The following is a 16,229-nucleotide window of genomic DNA, read 5'->3' on the forward strand; positions in this document are numbered from 1 at the left end:
GAGAGCATAAATGCGCCCGATGCCGTCCTTGATGGCAAAATCTCAAGACTTTGTGTAGCGACGAAGCCCATAGTTTCACGATTTCGCGACATTTCGGCCCAAGAACGGGTTTGACTAGACGGGCGGAACCGCGCGACACTGAACAAAAAATCACGGGGAGTTGAAGTAACCGATGTCATCGAACGGTCAAACGGGTGGAAAACCCGCATGAGCGCGTTGTTGTCCGTAAGAGACCTCAGCATCGGCTTTGGTACGGGCAATTCCGTGGTCACGGATGTGAACTTCGATGTCGAAGCCGGACAGACGCTTGCCCTTGTCGGAGAATCGGGATCGGGAAAAACAATCACATGCCGCGCAGCCTTACGTATCCTGCCCCGCACGGCGCAGATTCGAAGCGGCACGATTACCCTGAACGATTCCAAGGGCATGTGCGAGCTCACCACGGTTTCCGAACGTGAGCTGCGCGACATCCGCGGCAATCGGGTTTCAATGATCTTTCAGGAGCCCATGAGATCGCTGTCCCCGCTGCACAAGATCGGCAATCAGGTCAGCGAGGTTTTGTGGCTGCATCGTGGGCTGTCCGAGTCCGCGGCGCGCAAAAAGGTCCTGACGCAATTCGAACGCGTCGGTTTCCCTGATCCACAGCGTGCCTATGACTCCTACCCATTCGAGTTGTCCGGCGGTATGCGCCAACGTGCCATGATCGCCATGGCAATGGTGTCCAAACCCGAATTGCTGATCGCGGACGAACCGACCACCGCTCTGGATGTGACCACGCAGGCGCAGGTTCTGGGCCTGATCAAGGAATTGCAGCGTGAAACCGGCATGGCGCTTATTCTGGTGACTCATGACCTGGGTGTCGTCGCCAACATGGCCGAGCAGGTCGTCGTCATGCACAAGGGACGTATCATGGAGGCCGGCCCCGCCGCCCCGATCCTGACCGCGCCCGCTCACCCGTACACCAAGCAGCTGTTTGATGCCGCGCCGGAAATACCGGATCAGGATGCGGTGGGTATACCGATGCGCGACACGGATCTGATCCTGCAGATGAAGGATGTGTCCAAGACCTATACCATGCGGTCCAGCAAAGGATGGCAATCCGACAAAGCAATCTATGCCTGCCGAGGAGTCGACCTGAACCTGGCGCGCGGCAAGACTTTGGCAATTGTCGGTGAAAGCGGATCTGGAAAGACAACGGCGGCCCGCATCGCCTTGGGGGCTGAATTGCCCGACCCCGGTGGTGAAGTCCTGTTTCGTACCGCCCCCGACGCCGACCCGATCACGGTGCACAAAATGACCCGAGCCCAGCGCACAGCGTTTCAGCGCAAGGCGCAGATGGTGTTTCAGGACCCTTACAGTTCGCTCAGCCCGCGGATGCGCATCCAGGACGCCATGACCGAGCCACTGGAAATCCATCGCATCGGCACAACAGCCGAACAGCGTGACAAAGCCGCCGAGATGTTGCAGCGCGTCGGCCTGACGGGTGATATGCTCAAACGCTATCCGCACGCGTTTTCCGGAGGGCAGCGACAACGCCTTTCAGTGGCGCGGGCCATGATGCTGGACCCGCAGTTGATCGTGTGCGACGAACCGACCTCGGCATTGGATGTGTCTGTTCAGGAACAAATCCTGACTTTGCTGGAAAACCTGCAAGACAGCCTGAACCTGTCCTACCTGTTCATCTCACATGATCTGGCCGTTGTTGCACGGATCGCTGACGAAGTTGCCGTCATGAGGCGGGGTCTGATCGTCGAACAGGCACCGCCCGAAACTCTTTTCTACAATCCGCGCCATCCATACACCAAGGCGCTGATTGCCGCTCAACCCGAACCCGACATCAATCGCCCGATTGACCTTCAATTGGTTTCTCTGGGTGCCGGCGCGCCGGACAGTTGGGATGAAGCCTTTCGTTTCTCGGACACCGTGATACCCTCATTGGTGGAATTGGAACCGGGCCATAAGGTACGTTGCCATGTTTAATACCATTCGCCCTCTGCTGCTGGCTGCAATGCTGGCGTTTTCAGGGACCCTGCCCGCCGCGGCAGAGACAATCCCGACACCTCAGGAAAGCGCATTCTGGAGCGCCGAGGTTGAAAGCGGCAATCTTCCGCCAGTGCAGGAGCGTTTGCCCAAGGACCCTCTGATTGTGGATCTGGCCGCAAAAGGAAGAGAATTCGGGAAACCGGGTGGCACTCTGCGCACCATGGTCACACGATCCAAAGATATCCGGCAGATGGTTGTCTACGGCTATGCAAGGTTGGTCGGGTTCAACCAAGATTACGAATTGGTACCCGACCTGCTGGCCTCGTATGAAAACGAGGGCAATCGCAAATTCACCCTGAAACTGCGCGAAGGACACAAGTGGTCGGACGGCTCACCCTTTACCTCGGAAGACTTCCGCTATTGGTGGGAAGACGTCGCCAACAACGAGTTGCTCAGCCCGTCAGGCCCACCCGATTTTCTGATCGTCGAAGGCAAATTGCCCACGGTCACGTTTCCTGATGAGACCACGGTGATCTTCGAATGGGATGATCCCAACCCGAACTTTCTGCAATCTCTGGCACAAGCACGACCGCCTTTTATTTACCGGCCGGCCGCCTTTCTGAAACAGTATCACGAGAAATACGCAGATGCGGAAGAGCTTGCCTTTCAGGTTGAAGATGCCCGGGTCAAAAGTTGGGCAGCGCTGCACAACAAGCTGGATAATCTTTACAAGTTCGACAACCACGAACTTCCCACGTTGCAGCCATGGCTGAACGCCAGCTCGGGCAAGAAAATCCGTCACAGCTTTGTGCGCAACCCCTATTATCACCGCATCGACAGCAAGGGGGTGCAGCTTCCCTATATTGACGTGGTCGAGATGGAGATCGTCGCCCCCGGTCTTGTTGCCGCCAAGACCAACGCCGGTGAAAGCGACCTGCAAGGCCGTGGCCTTGCCTTCCGAGACGCGTCGATCCTCAAGAAAGGCGAAGCACAGGGCGGATACAAAACGCTGTTGTGGAAAACCGGCGTGGCCTCGCAGGTCGCGATCTACCCGAACCTGAACTTCTCTGATGACGTCTGGCGCAATGTACTGAGGGACGCTCGTGTTCGGCGCGCCTTGTCGCTGGCCATCGACCGGCAGACCATCAACCAGGCGCTTTACTTCAAACTCGCACACCCTGCCGCGAACTCGGTTCTTCCCGCCTCGCCCTTCTACAGTGAAGAAAACGCTGCGGCCTGGGCACAATACGATATTGATCAGGCCAATGCACTTTTGGATGAGGCTGGTCTGGATCAGCGCGACAAGAACGGCATTCGCCTTTTGCCTGACGGCCGTCCGATGGAGCTGGTTATCGAAACCGCAGGTGAGCGGCAGGAAGTCGAAAACGCGCTTCAGATCGTAACCGATACCTGGCGTGAAATCGGCGTCAAACTGGTCATGCGCCCGCTGGACAGGGACATCCTGCGCAACCGCGTTTTCGCGGGCAATTCCATGGCGTCCGTCTGGTTCGGTTGGGATGACGGTATTCCACAGGCGCATACATCTCCGGCTTATCTGGCCCCGACAGATCAGGTGTTTCTGGCCTGGCCAAAATGGGGGCAGCACTATCAGACCGGTGGCGAAGCGGGTGAGGCCCCCGACATGCCAGAGGCGCAGCGCCTGATGGAATTGGCGCATGAATGGCAAATCGCCGCGACCGATGAAGAACGCGCAGCTGTCTGGACCGAGATGTTGAAAATCCATGCCGATCAGGTCTATGCGATTGGCATCCTGAACGGCGCCCCCCAGCCCATTGTGGTGTCAAACCGCCTGCGCAATGTTCCGGAACAGGCTATGTGGGCTTGGGAACCCGGTGCACATTTCGGCATTCACCGCCCGGACGAATTCTTTTTCGCCGACTGAGCAGGAGCAGCTAAATGATCATGCTGCGCTACGTGGTGTATCGCTTTTTCACGATGCTGCTGACTTTGTTGGTGGTCTCGGTTCTGGTTTTTGTAATCATCAACCTTCCGCCCGGCGACTATCTGAGCAACCAGATCGCTGAACTTCAGGCCTCGGGCCAGTCCGCAGGTGTCGCAAAGGCAGAGTTTCTGCGCGCTGAATACGCTCTGGACCGTCCGATGTGGGAACAATACCTGATCTGGATGGGATTCTGGCCCGGACCGCACGGGTTTTCCGGGTTGATTCAGGGCAATTACGGGTGGTCCTTTGAATTCGACCGTCCCGTTTCCGAAATCGTCGGTGACACGCTTTGGTTGACAGTTGTGGTCAATCTGGCTGCAATCCTGTTTGTTTATGCCGTCGCATTGCCACTGGGCGTTATCGCCGCCGCGCGGTCCCGGACATGGATCGACTATACCTCGGCCTTCGTCGGATATCTGGGGCTAGCAACGCCGAACTTTTTGCTGGCGCTGATCCTGTTCTATTATGGCCACCAGTATTTCAACCTGCCGATCGGGGGCTTGATGGATCCGAGTTTCGAAGGCCAGCCGATGAGTTGGGAGAAATTGAAGTCCATCCTCATCCACCTGATCGTACCGACCTTCGTCATCGGTACTTCAGGGGCATCGGCGATGATGCAGCGTCTGCGCGCGAACATGCTGGACGAACTCGGCAAACCCTATGTGGAAACCGCCATCGCGAAGGGCATGGCCCCGTCACGAATGCTGACCAAGTATCCCCTGCGGGTGGCCTTCAACCCCTTTGTCGCCGATATCGGCAACCTGCTGCCGTCGATGGTGTCCGGCTCGGTTCTGGTATCGGTCGTTCTGGGCCTGCAAACCATCGGCCCCACACTGCTGACTGCTTTGAAGACGCAGGATCAGTTCTTGTCGGCGTTCATCCTGATGTTCGTCGCCCTGCTGACGCTGATCGGCACGATGATTTCGGATATCCTGCTGGTGATGCTGGATCCGCGCATTCGGTATGAGGGGCGCGAGGCATGACTGATCGTCCTGACAACCGCTATGTCGATGACGCGCCGTTTGATCCGCAGGCCTCGATTCAGCAGCTGGAACGCGCCGATCTGGATGCCCCCAACTGGGTTCTGGTCTGGCGCAAGTTCAAAACCCACAAGCTGGGCCTAATCTCGGGCATTTTCCTGCTGTTTTGTTATCTAATGCTGCCCTTTGCCGGGTTTATTGCGCCTTACGGGCCAAATGACCGAAACGGAGAGCACCTGTACGCGCCGCCACAATCGGTAAACTGGTTTCACGAGGGCGAGTTCATCGGCCCACATGTCTATCCGATCGTCGCCGAGGCGGACCTTGAAACCTTCCAATGGAAGTTCGTCCCCGACACCGAAGACCCGCGCCCAATCCGGTTCTTCTGCGAAGGCTCTGAATACAAGCTGGCCGGTTTCGTACCGTCGGACACACACCTGTTCTGCCCGCCAGAGGGGACAACGCTGTTCCTGTGGGGATCCGACCGGCTGGGCCGAGACATCTTCAGCCGTATTCTCTATGGCGCACAGCTGTCTTTGACGGTGGGGCTGATCGGCATCTCGGTGTCCTTCTTTCTTGGCATCCTGTTCGGTTCGATGGCCGGCTATTTCGGCGGACGTATCGACTGGACCATCAACCGTGTCATCGAAATCCTGCGTTCGTTGCCGGAACTGCCTCTGTGGCTGGCCCTTTCCGCCGCCGTGCCTTCGAACTGGAGCCCGGTCGCGGTGTTCTTCATCATTTCGATCATTCTGGGCATCCTCGACTGGCCGGGCCTGGCGCGCTCGGTTCGCGCAAAATTCCTGTCTTTGCGGGAAGAGGAATATGTCCGGGCCGCAGAGATGATGGGGGCAAGTTCGGGCCGTGTGATCCGCAAGCACCTGCTGCCCAACTTCATGTCGCACCTGATCGCGTCGGCCACTTTGTCGATCCCGGCCATGATCCTTGGGGAAACAGCGCTCAGCTTTCTTGGCCTCGGCCTGCGCGCACCTGCGGTCAGTTGGGGCGTGATGCTGAATGACGCGCAGAACCTCGCGTCGATCGAGATCTATCCCTGGACGGCAATCCCGATGCTGCCGATCATTGTCGTGGTCTTGGCGTTCAACTTCCTTGGTGACGGGCTGCGCGACAGTCTCGACCCCTATCAGCAATGAGTCTGCTGGCCACTCTTCCCGCTGCCGGCAGCTATCACAGGGTCGGTGCCGGTATGCTGCCAAGCGCCTTTGCCGTTTCCGAACTGGCCACCGCCAGTTTCGCAGCCGTGGGGCGGGAAATGGCCCAGCTGATCCAGGCGCTCAACCTGTCCACGAAGGCACCCGAAGTCTCGATCGATCATCGGCTGGCATCTCTGTGGTTCGGCTATTCCTTCAAGCCGGATGGTTGGGACATGCCCAGTTTGTGGGATGCGGTCGCGGGCGACTACAAAGCCGCTGATGGCTGGATCAGGCTGCACACAAACCTGCCCCGCCATCGCTCTGCCGCGTTGAAAGTCCTTGGCACCCGGCCAGAGCGTGAAGCCGTGGCAAAAGCCGTCAGATCTTGGTCAGTATCGGATCTGGAAACGGCGGTTGTTGCCGAAGGTGGGGTGGCCGCTGCCATGCGCAGCCGGACGGAATGGCTTGATCACCCACAAGGCCGCGCCGTGTCGCGCGACCCTTTGATCGGTTGGCAGGGACCGCGCTATGTCAACCTGCGCGACAGACCTCGGGCCACCGCTGATCGGCCTTTGGCCGGGTTGCGGGTACTGGATCTGACGCGCGTTCTGGCCGGCCCGGTTTCCACGCGAACGCTTGCAGGGTTCGGAGCCGAGGTCTTGCGCATCGACCCACCTGGCTGGGATGAACCGGGGGTGATCCCCGACATATCGCTGGGAAAGTGCTGCGCCTATCTTGATTTGAAATCCGAAACCGGCCTTGAACGATTGCATGGGTTGCTGGCTCAGGCGGATGTGTTCGTACACGGGTATCGACCCGGCGCGCTGGAGGCACTGGGTCTGACCCGGGCCAAACGTGACGAGCTGGCTCCGAACCGGATCGAAGTCACGCTGGATGCCTATGGCTGGCAAGGTCCATGGTCGACCCGGCGCGGGTTTGACAGCCTTGTCCAGATGAGCGCGGGTATCGCCCATGCCGGGATGGAGTGGGCGAACGCGGACAAGCCGACCCCGTTGCCGGTTCAGGCTCTGGACCACGCGACCGGCTATCTGATGGCTGCTGCCGTCCTGTCCGCACTGGCCGAGGCCGCGTCAGGCAATTCCATCATGCACGCGCATCTCTCTCTGGCGCGCACCGCCGAACTTCTGGCCGTGCTCGGCAAAGACGACGCAGAAGCTTCACCCATCAGCCCGGCAACACCGGATTACGGCACGGCGACAGAGGCGTCCGGCTGGGGGCCGGGCCATCGCCTCAACCCTGCGCTGAGGGTCGGCGAAGCGACGATGCGCTGGGATTTGCCCGCGTCGAAACTGGGCAGTTCAGAACCTGTCTGGCCGCTCGACGCCTACTGACCATCCGGTACGCAGCCGCGCCCCTATCGATCGTCGCCCCCAGGGCCGATATCGTCCAGGTAATCCTCATCGATCGCTGCCTGCACCGCGCCTGTTACCGCCTCACGCTGTTTCGGCGTCAGGTCATCGGCGTCTTTGCCGTCTGCCAACCTCACGGTGACTTCGCGATGCGCGAATTTGATGCCTTCCCGCGCGAACAATTCACGAATTTCCTGATAGACCTTCTTGCGCACCAGCCACTGATCGCCCGGTTTGGTCATGAACTTGACCCGGATGATCATCGCTGAATCCTGCATTTCGATCACGCCCTGGGACTTCAGCGGCTGTATGAAGTTTTCGCCGATCACAGGATCGCTCAGCAACTCCTGCCCCAGCTTCTTGATCAGCTTTCGCACCTTTTCCACGTCAGTGTCATAGGTCACGCGCAGCGGCAGTTTCATGATCACCCAGTCACGGGAATAGTTCGTCAGAACCTTGATTTCGCCAAAAGGAATCGTGTTCAACGCGCCAAGATGGTGACGCAGCTGGAAGGACCGGACCGAGATCTTCTCGACCGTTCCCTTGACGTCTCCGATATCGATGTACTCACCCTTCCGAAAGGCATCATCCATCAGGAAAAACGCCCCGGAAAAGATGTCTCGCACCAGTGTTTGAGATCCGAAACCGACAGCCAGACCAACCACACCGGCACCCGCAAACAGCGGGCTGACATTGATACCAAGTTCCATGAGAACGATCAGCATGATGGTCACGACCACAACGGCCAGAATTGCGCCGCGGAACAATGGCAGCAGCGTCGCCAGCCGGCTTTGTCCGCCTTCCCCGCCCTCATCGCCCAGTTCGGCCTCGGTGCCATCATCGACTTCTTCCGCTATCTTGCTGTCGATCCAGATGCGAAAGAAATGAAACAGGATGTAGCCGATGAAGATGATGACCATTACATCCAGCACACGTGCAACCGGCAGGTCCTCGCTCCATTCCGCATCGGGATACCAAATCACCACAAGGGCATAGACACCGATCACAAAGGCCAGAATTCCAGCCACCCGACGCGCCAGATCCTCATAGGTCAGAAGATACTGTTTGCGCTGTTCTGCCTCGGGCGTTTCCACGGGCTCGGCATCCGCTTCGGCAGCGGCGGTTTCTTCGTTTATCTCGTTGATCTTGCGCGAACGGTCAAAATACCGCTCCAGCACGTAGTTCATCGCACCATAGGCAACGACGACAGACATGAAGATCATATAGCTGCTTGCGATCAGCGGCAGCGGCGTTGGGTTCTCCAGTGCAAGATCAACCGCCAGGCGGAACCAGCTGAACACGACATAGACGATCAGTGCAGGTGCCCAGCCGAAGGAGACGAACCGCAACAACCACGAGACCTGATCCGGCGCTCTTCCGCCCCGGATGGCATTTGAAATGGCCCGGGCATTGAACAGGATCATCAGAATATTGCCAAAAGCGCCTACCATTGTCAGGCAGCCATAGACCATGGCGTAGACGTTGTAGTTCAGCCCGAAATCCGCAACCCAGGTCGAAAACAGAACAACCGTGATGTCATAGGTCGCGAGGGCCGAAGCCCACAGATACAGCCGCTTGGCGTCCCGGTCCGAGAACGGCGGCAGCCGGTATTGACTCAGGTAAGGTGACAAAACCATCCGCCACAGATCGGACACCGTGCGCGACAGGAAGAACGCCGTGAAGATCGCCGTGACCGTGAACTGGATCGAGATATCGTCCGCTTCGCCAAAAAACAGGTATCCGACGATCAGGGCCATGAGCATGGCAAATATCGTCGCTCCGATCCCCATCAGGAACCGGAACAGAAGGAAGGGCATCTTTTCTCGGTAACCCTGCGGTTCATCCTTGATCCGCGCCACGACCCAGCGACGCGCGATGCGTTTCCCGTATATCTCGATAGACAGCCAGCGGCCCAACAACAGGAACAGGATGTTCCAGCCCAGAACTTCCACATAGGTCTGAATGCGACCGTCCGGACTGGTCTGGCGCAGGATATACTTCACTTCGAACACCGAATACGGCAGCGCCTCAAGCCGTGACTGCATGGACTCACGGAATTTCGAGAACCGCTCCTGCGCCTTCATCAGCTGCGATCCCTCACCCATGGGATTGTTCGAATCGCCCGCCGCATCATTCGTACCCGCATCCGTGCCGCCTGCCGTTGTCACAACCTGCCCGGCGCTGTCGATGACGATCACACTGGCCCCGGCTTCGCTGGCGGCGCGAATTGCGGCAGCCAGGTCACTTTCCGGCGAGGACGCAGACGAACTGTCCGCGTTGTATCCCGGAATCAAGGATGTTTGCGCTGAAACGCTTACCGGAAGCGCCAGTACAAAAGCCCACAAAGCCAGAAGTGTTGCGGCCAGAAAGGTATGTTTCATGGGGTTTTGCATCCAGTTTTTCCGATAGCGATCAGATTACAGAAGGGTTTTAGGCAGTTCAAACACTCGGGTGCACCCTGCTCAATATCGTGTTCGGGCGTGTTCTTGGCGCACTGCGTAATTCCGGATGTTTTCAATCTGGCGAAAATTGAATATGAACGGCAGTTGAAGGCCCTGCCCCTTTGCCAGTTCATCGGTTCTTTTGCGATCCCTCTCAAGCTTTGGTGCGACATGACGCGAAACCGTCAATATGCTGTTGCCAAATCGCAATGCTTGGAACATTTGCTGAAGAGCAATTCCTCCTTTGGCAAGCGCGACGGGGATATATACAGTAACGCTTGCAAACGCGCGGATTTCGAACCGGGATCAAGAAGACAGGCAACACTATGAGCCTAGGCAAAACCAATTCCAAACCGGGCCGCGCACCGCGTATCCTGTTTTACAGTCACGATACGTTCGGGCTGGGCCATCTTCGCCGGTCTCGGGCTTTGGCGGCCGCGATCACGCAGGCGGACCAAAGCGCATCCGCGCTGATCCTGACGGGATCACCCGTGGCCGGACGGTTTACCTTTCCCCGTCGCGTTGACCACGTGCGCCTGCCCGGTGTCACCAAACGCGCAGACGGGTCTTATGCTGCACGCACGATCGGGATGGGCATCGAAGAAGTGACCGAGCTGCGGTCAGGTCTTATTCAAACCGCCGTTCAGCAGTTCGACCCTGACGTGTTGATCGTCGACAAGGAACCGACGGGGTTTCGGGGTGAGCTGCTGCCGACACTGAACCATCTGCAAAAGAACTGCGGAACCAAAATGGTGCTTGGGTTGCGCGATGTTCTGGATGAACCCGAAGTCCTGGCCGCCGAGTGGGCGCGCAAGGAGGCCGTTGAAGCCACCGAACGGTTTTATCACGAAATCTGGGTTTACGGCTTGCAGTCGATTTATGACCCGACGCAGGGGTTGCCGCTGAGCGCTTCGGCGCAGTCCCGCATCCACTGGACGGGATATCTGCGCCGCGATCTTGGTCCGGTCGGCGAGCCTCCGCAACAACCCTACATCCTGATCACGCCCGGCGGTGGCGGCGACGGCAAGGCGATGGTCAACCTCGTCCTGTCCGCATATGAAAAAGACCCGGATCTGTCGCCGCGCGCGGTTTTGGTCTATGGCCCCTTCCTGTCCGGTGAGTTGCGCGAAGATTTCGAAACCCGCGTTGCCGCGTTGAACGGCCGCGTCACTGCCGTTGGGTTCGAATCCCAGATCGAAACGCTGTTTGCAGGGGCCGAAGGCGTCGTCTGCATGGGCGGCTACAACACGTTCTGCGAGGTTCTTTCCTTTGACAAACGCGCTGTCATCGTTCCGCGCACCACGCCCCGTCTGGAACAGTGGATACGGGCCTCGCGCGCAGAAGGGCTGGGCCTTGTCCGAATGCTGGATGAAAACCGGGATGGCCTGACGCCGGACGCGATGATCCGCGCCATTCGGGAATTACCGCACCAGTCCCTACCGTCGCAGGCGATACAAAGCGGATTGCTGGACGGGCTGGATTATGTCACCGACCGCATCGAGAGCCTGCTGACCTGGGAACAGGAACGAGCCACCGGATGACCTCAGATTCTCCTCGATTGGCGGTTGTGGTCAAAGGTTGGCCACGACTGTCCGAAACGTTCATTGCGCAGGAACTTGTCGCCTTGCAGGAGGCCGGGCATCGCTTAGACATCTGGTCTTTGCGGCACCCGACCGATACGAAACGTCATCCCTTGCATGACCGGTTCACAGGACAGGTCCGATACCTGCCCGAGTATCTTCATGATGAACCCAAACGGGTCTGGGCGGCACGGGCCCTTGCCCAAACGCTTCCCGGTTACGACAGGGCCTATCGGACCTGGCGTCAGGACTTGAAGCGCGACCCGACGCCCAATCGCATCCGACGGTTTGGGCAAGCCTGCGTTCTGGCCGCAGAATTGCCTGCCCGGACGCAAGGGTTGTACGCTCATTTCATGCACACGCCGTCATCCGTTGCCCGTTACGCCGCAATCATGCGCGCATTGCCGTGGAGTTTTTCGGCTCATGCCAAGGATATCTGGACGTCGCCGGATTGGGAAAAACGTGAAAAGCTGCAAGCCGCCTCCTACGGGGCCACGTTTGGCGCCACCTGCACAGCCATCGGAGCGGAACATCTGCGCAGCCTGGCCGATGACCCCAAGCGCGTGGACCTGATCTATCACGGTTTGGACCTGTCTCGCTTTCCCAAGCCCCCAACGCGACAGCTGCGTGCTGTGAATGATCCTTTTCACATGATTTCTGTCGGGCGGCTGGTCGAGAAAAAAGGCTTCGATCGTCTGATCGCGGCTTTCGCATTGCTGCCCGATGACCTGAACTGGCACTGGACCCATATCGGCGGCGGCGCATTGGATGACGTTTTGAGGGCACAGGCGAACGCAGCCGGCATTGCGAACCGGATCACTTGGAAAGGGGCTTGCGACCAGCCCGAGGTCATCGCAGCAATGCGTGATGCCGACCTGTTCGTTCTGCCCAGCCGCATAGCGAAGGACGGAGACCGCGACGGGTTGCCGAATGTGCTGATGGAGGCCGCGTCTCAGTTGTTGCCAATCCTGTCGACACCGGTCTCGGCGATCCCCGAGTTTATCGAAACCGGAACACATGGGGTTTTGTCCGATGACGCCCCTTTTGCACTTGCAGAAGCCGTGGAACGTTTGTCAGCCAATCCGCAGCAAGCGTCAAAGATGGCGCATGCGGCCTATGACCGTCTGATCGCTGAGTTCCGGATGGCTCCCGGCATCGCACGGCTGTCGGAACGCCTCAACTCCATGTGCATGGAAAACGCCTAATGGCGCGGGTCGCGTTTTATGCCCCGATGAAATCTCCTGACAGCCCGAAACCTTCGGGCGACCGTGAAATGGCCCGGAATCTGATGCAGGCGCTGACCGCCGAGGGTGATACGGTCGATCTGGCGACCGACTTGCGCATCTATGACAAAAGCGGCGACGAAGACCTGCAACAAGCCCTGAGGCGCGCGGCAGAAGATGAAGCGAAGCGACTTGTCTCTGACATGCCTTCAGATACCGATTTGTGGGTGACCTACCACAACTATTACAAGGCACCTGACCTGCTGGGCCCTCGGGTTTGCAAGGCGCGTGGCATTCCCTATGTGCAACTGGAAAGCACCCGCGCATCCAGTCGGTTAAACGGGCCGTGGGCTGAGTTCGCCAATGCGGCGCATCAGGCCTGCGATGCAGCGGATGTGATCTTTTATCATACGGCCAACGACCTGATCACTTTGCGGCGGGATCGCTTTGGCGATCAGGCTTTGGTCGAATTGCCTCCGTTCCTGCCCATCTCGGAACTGCCTCCGGCCGCCACAGGTGGCGCACCCATGCTGACCGTCGGCATGATGCGGCATGGGGACAAGCTGGCGTCCTATCAGATATTGTCCGAGGCCCTGGCGCATTTGACCGGGGACTGGCACCTGAACATCGCAGGAGACGGCCCGGCTCGCAGGCAGGTTGAGGCGCTGATGGCGCCGTTCGGACAGCGGGTGCGTTTTCTGGGTCAGCTTGACCGGGAAGAACTGCAACGCGTCTATCAACAATCATCTCTGCTCGCATGGCCCGGAGTGAATGAGGCTTACGGCATGATTTACCTCGAGGCGCAGGCTGCGGGATTGCCTGTGGTCGCTCAGGATCGGCCCGGTGTACGCGATGTTCTGTCCCCGGCGGCCTATCCATCCGTCGAAAGCGGCGCCAGGGGATTTGCGGATGGCATGCAGGCCCTTTTGTCGGATTCCACGCTGCGCCACACTCTGGGCGCTGCGGCACGCAACTACGTGGCAGAGCGCCACCTGATGCCACAGGCGACCGAGCGCTTGTGGGCAACCCTCCGACCCCTGCTGAAGGACGTATCATGACCCGGCTTGCACTGCTCCGCCACGGGCACACCCATTGGAACCGCGCGGGACGGATCCAGGGGCGCAGCGACATACCGCTGGACGATGACGCCCGAGCCGAATTGGCGGGCTATGGATTGCCGCAGGACTGGGCCAAGGCTGACATCTGGTCCAGCCCCCTGCACCGCGCCAGTGAGACGGCGCAAATCGTGACCGGTCGCGACCCGAACACCTCGGACGCGTTGACCGAGATGAACTGGGGCGATTGGGAAGGTCAGCGCGGGGTCGACCTGATCGCGGACGCATCCAGCGGATATCGTCATATCGAGCATTGGGGCTGGGATTTCCGCCCACCAAACGGAGAAAGCCCGGCCGAGGTTCGGGACAGGCTTCGCCCCTGGCTGTCCGCGCTGCGGCAGGATACGGTCGCAGTCTGTCATATCGGTATCATGCGGGTCATTCTGGCTTGGGCATGGGGTTGGAATTTCGAAGGACCTGCCCCCTTTAAGATCAAACGCAATCGGCTGTATATCGTCGACATGAAGACCATGACCGCCGACGCCGACCCCGTTCGCCTGATCAAATACGAGGCCCCGCAATGAAGGTGATGATAATCGTCACGCACCTGTTGGGCACCGGGCATCTCAGCCGGGCGCTGACATTGGGGCGGGCCTTTCGGGATGATGGCCACGACGTCATGGTCGTGACGGGTGGCATGCCCGCGCCGCAATTGGACAGCACGGGCATGACCCTGTTCGGCTTGCCGCCGCTCAGGTCAGACGGAACCAACTTCACCCGTTTGCTGACCGAAAGCGGCGACGAGGCTGACGCGGCCTATCACGCCACGCGCGAGGCCGCCCTGGTGCAGGCGGTGAACAGCTTCCAGCCGCAGATCCTGATCACCGAGCTTTACCCCTTTGGTCGCCGATCACTGTCGGCCGAGTTCGATGCGGCCTTGAATGCGGCAAGCGCGTTGCCTGAGCGTCCCGTCATTCTCGGATCCATCCGCGACATTCTGGCTCCGCCCTCCAAACGCGCCAAGGCCGAGCGCGCGGATGAAATCGTGTCTCGGCATTATGACGGCATTCTGGTGCATTCCACCGAAAGCGTTACACCCCTGTCGGTCAGCTGGCCGGTGTCGGACCGATTGGCCAAGCGACTTCACTACACCGGCTTTGTGGCGCCTGCATTGCCCCAACCTCACCCCGACGCAGCGGGCCAGGATGAAATCCTGGTCAGCGCTGGCGGCGGATCAGTCGGGCAACCGATCTTTCGCGCGGCCATCGAGGCCGCCCGAAAGATGCCCAACAGGCGCTGGCGCCTGCTGGTCGGTGGAACGGATGCAAAGGTGCGGATCGCGGAATTGTCCCGGATGGCCGAAGGTGCTTCGGTTGTTCTGGAACCTGTGCGGCCGGATTTCCGCCAGATGCTGCCCCTGGCAGCGGCATCGGTAAGCATGTGCGGCTACAACACTGCCATGGATATCCTTCAAAGTGGCACCCCCGCCGTGTTTGTACCTTTCGACGACGGCAAAGAGGTGGAACAAGGGCTGCGCGGGCAGAGCCTGTCCGATCTGCCCGCAATCGAAGTTCTGGAAAGCCGAGCGTTGAGCGGGGCGACATTGGCTCGGGCGGTGGAGCGTGTCGTGGCCGACGGCCCCCGTGTACAACAGGATTTCGGTTTTGACGGGGCCATCCAATCCGTCCACATCGCCAAGCGCCTGCTGGAGCAGCGCACATGAACCCCGACTGGCGCCCACTTGACGTCGAGTTGAATCATTGGCGCGCCGAAAGCTTGCCCTTGCCTGTGTGGTGGCGCGATGATGATGCCATTGCGCCAACACCGCAATTGGACCGCCTTTCCGAGCTGGCCGACAAACTGGGCCTGCCCGTGCATCTGGCCGTCATTCCACGCGACGCGACGCCCGCGCTGGCGGAATACGTCGCCGCGCGCGCGTCTCTTGTTCCGGTCGTACACGGGTGGGCGCATACAAACCATGCGCCCCGCGGCGAGAAGAAGGCCGAGTTTCGGCTCGACCGTCCGCTGGACATGATGGTGACGGATGCGGAGGCCGGGATGGTGCGTCTTCGGTCCCTGTTTGGTGACAATATGCGACAAATGTTCGTGCCCCCCTGGAATCGCATTGCACCCGAAATGGCCAAACAGTTGCCAAAGCTGGGATACCGCATCCTGTCCACCGCAACGCCCCGCAAATCATGCCTGGCCGCACCGGGTCTTGAGCAGATCAATACCCACCTTGATCCGATCGACTGGCGCGGGTCGCGTGGCTTGATCTCAGCCGACGCCCTGATCGCACAGACTGCTGGTCTTCTGCGAGACCGACGCGAAGGCCGTTCAGACAACACCGAGCCCTTCGGCATATTGACCCATCATCTGGTCCATGATCAGGACATCTGGACCTTTACCGAGGCCCTGCTGCGCAAATTGCTGAGCGGGCCCGCCACAGCCTGGGTCGCGCCAGAGAACGAATGAGGACA

The 16,229-nt window shown here is 59.4% G+C and carries 12 protein-coding genes; 11 read left to right on the top strand and 1 reads right to left on the bottom strand.

The window, feature by feature from the left end; translation table 11 throughout:
• Positions 1 to 207 precede the first annotated feature (207 nt).
• From I9185_RS16290 to I9185_RS16310, 5 genes are read left to right on the top strand one after another with little or no spacing between them, the layout of a single operon-like run.
• Positions 208 to 1,980 carry an ABC transporter ATP-binding protein gene (locus tag I9185_RS16290; protein WP_210093569.1) on the top strand — a complete coding sequence of 591 codons (1,773 nt, stop codon included), beginning with the start codon at positions 208 to 210 and terminating at the stop codon, positions 1,978 to 1,980.
• Entirely contained in the window at positions 1,973 to 3,886 is a 1,914-nt protein-coding gene (locus I9185_RS16295; RefSeq protein ID WP_171636697.1) for an ABC transporter substrate-binding protein, read from the top strand. The genes I9185_RS16290 and I9185_RS16295 overlap by 8 nt, the downstream gene beginning before the upstream one ends.
• Positions 3,887 to 3,900: 14 nt before the next feature.
• Positions 3,901 to 4,929 carry an ABC transporter permease gene (locus I9185_RS16300; protein ID WP_152457137.1) on the top strand — a complete coding sequence of 343 codons (1,029 nt, stop codon included), beginning with the start codon at positions 3,901 to 3,903 and terminating at the stop codon, positions 4,927 to 4,929.
• On the top strand, positions 4,926 to 6,080 hold the full coding sequence (locus tag I9185_RS16305; RefSeq protein WP_171724500.1) for an ABC transporter permease: 1,155 nt from the start codon (positions 4,926 to 4,928) through the stop codon (positions 6,078 to 6,080). The genes I9185_RS16300 and I9185_RS16305 overlap by 4 nt, the downstream gene beginning before the upstream one ends.
• On the top strand, positions 6,077 to 7,432 hold the full coding sequence (locus I9185_RS16310) for a CoA transferase (RefSeq protein ID WP_210093570.1): 1,356 nt from the start codon (positions 6,077 to 6,079) through the stop codon (positions 7,430 to 7,432). The genes I9185_RS16305 and I9185_RS16310 overlap by 4 nt, the downstream gene beginning before the upstream one ends.
• Positions 7,433 to 7,455: 23 nt before the next feature.
• On the opposite strand, the gene I9185_RS16315 is transcribed toward I9185_RS16310, so the two are convergent.
• On the bottom strand, positions 7,456 to 9,831 hold the full coding sequence (locus I9185_RS16315; protein ID WP_171636692.1) for a mechanosensitive ion channel family protein: 2,376 nt from the start codon (positions 9,829 to 9,831) through the stop codon (positions 7,456 to 7,458).
• Positions 9,832 to 10,217: 386 nt separating this feature from the next.
• On the opposite strand from I9185_RS16315, the gene I9185_RS16320 reads away from it, so the two are divergent.
• The 6 genes from I9185_RS16320 to I9185_RS16345 are packed head-to-tail and all read left to right on the top strand — an operon-like array spanning position 10,218 to position 16,224.
• The gene (locus I9185_RS16320) at positions 10,218 to 11,432 is read left to right on the top strand and encodes a glycosyltransferase (protein WP_171636690.1); all 1,215 of its coding nucleotides are present in this window, start codon (positions 10,218 to 10,220) and stop codon (positions 11,430 to 11,432) included.
• Positions 11,429 to 12,676 (top strand): glycosyltransferase family 4 protein, encoded by a 1,248-nt coding sequence (locus I9185_RS16325; protein WP_210093571.1) that lies wholly within the window; start codon positions 11,429 to 11,431, stop codon positions 12,674 to 12,676. The genes I9185_RS16320 and I9185_RS16325 overlap by 4 nt, the downstream gene beginning before the upstream one ends.
• The gene (locus I9185_RS16330; protein WP_210093572.1) at positions 12,676 to 13,752 is read left to right on the top strand and encodes a glycosyltransferase family 4 protein; all 1,077 of its coding nucleotides are present in this window, start codon (positions 12,676 to 12,678) and stop codon (positions 13,750 to 13,752) included. Before I9185_RS16325 ends, I9185_RS16330 begins: the two co-directional genes overlap by 1 nt.
• The gene (locus I9185_RS16335; protein WP_171636684.1) at positions 13,749 to 14,333 is read left to right on the top strand and encodes a histidine phosphatase family protein; all 585 of its coding nucleotides are present in this window, start codon (positions 13,749 to 13,751) and stop codon (positions 14,331 to 14,333) included. Before I9185_RS16330 ends, I9185_RS16335 begins: the two co-directional genes overlap by 4 nt.
• Positions 14,330 to 15,472: a glycosyltransferase gene (locus tag I9185_RS16340; protein ID WP_210093573.1), complete on the top strand. Its 1,143-nt coding sequence runs from the start codon at positions 14,330 to 14,332 to the stop codon at positions 15,470 to 15,472. Before I9185_RS16335 ends, I9185_RS16340 begins: the two co-directional genes overlap by 4 nt.
• Entirely contained in the window at positions 15,469 to 16,224 is a 756-nt protein-coding gene (locus tag I9185_RS16345) for a polysaccharide deacetylase family protein (protein WP_210093574.1), read from the top strand. The genes I9185_RS16340 and I9185_RS16345 overlap by 4 nt, the downstream gene beginning before the upstream one ends.
• Positions 16,225 to 16,229 lie beyond the last annotated feature (5 nt).

Origin of the sequence: Ruegeria sp. HKCCSP346 (genome assembly GCF_017872595.1) — a bacterium.
Lineage (GTDB): Bacteria > Pseudomonadota > Alphaproteobacteria > Rhodobacterales > Rhodobacteraceae > Ruegeria.

What these genes read in the sequence shown, in the direction of transcription:
- I9185_RS16300 (WP_152457137.1), top strand. Translation starts at nt 3,901, where the DNA reads ATGATCATGCTGCGCTACGTGGTGTATCGCTTTTTCACGATGCTGCTG.
- I9185_RS16305 (WP_171724500.1), top strand. Translation starts at nt 4,926, where the DNA reads ATGACTGATCGTCCTGACAACCGCTATGTCGATGACGCGCCGTTTGAT.
- I9185_RS16315 (WP_171636692.1), bottom strand. Translation starts at nt 9,831, where the DNA reads ATGAAACATACCTTTCTGGCCGCAACACTTCTGGCTTTGTGGGCTTTT.
- I9185_RS16345 (WP_210093574.1), top strand. Translation starts at nt 15,469, where the DNA reads ATGAACCCCGACTGGCGCCCACTTGACGTCGAGTTGAATCATTGGCGC.
- I9185_RS16310 (WP_210093570.1), top strand. Translation starts at nt 6,077, where the DNA reads ATGAGTCTGCTGGCCACTCTTCCCGCTGCCGGCAGCTATCACAGGGTC.
- I9185_RS16335 (WP_171636684.1), top strand. Translation starts at nt 13,749, where the DNA reads ATGACCCGGCTTGCACTGCTCCGCCACGGGCACACCCATTGGAACCGC.
- I9185_RS16295 (WP_171636697.1), top strand. Translation starts at nt 1,973, where the DNA reads ATGTTTAATACCATTCGCCCTCTGCTGCTGGCTGCAATGCTGGCGTTT.
- I9185_RS16325 (WP_210093571.1), top strand. Translation starts at nt 11,429, where the DNA reads ATGACCTCAGATTCTCCTCGATTGGCGGTTGTGGTCAAAGGTTGGCCA.
- I9185_RS16320 (WP_171636690.1), top strand. Translation starts at nt 10,218, where the DNA reads ATGAGCCTAGGCAAAACCAATTCCAAACCGGGCCGCGCACCGCGTATC.
- I9185_RS16290 (WP_210093569.1), top strand. Translation starts at nt 208, where the DNA reads ATGAGCGCGTTGTTGTCCGTAAGAGACCTCAGCATCGGCTTTGGTACG.
- I9185_RS16340 (WP_210093573.1), top strand. Translation starts at nt 14,330, where the DNA reads ATGAAGGTGATGATAATCGTCACGCACCTGTTGGGCACCGGGCATCTC.
- I9185_RS16330 (WP_210093572.1), top strand. Translation starts at nt 12,676, where the DNA reads ATGGCGCGGGTCGCGTTTTATGCCCCGATGAAATCTCCTGACAGCCCG.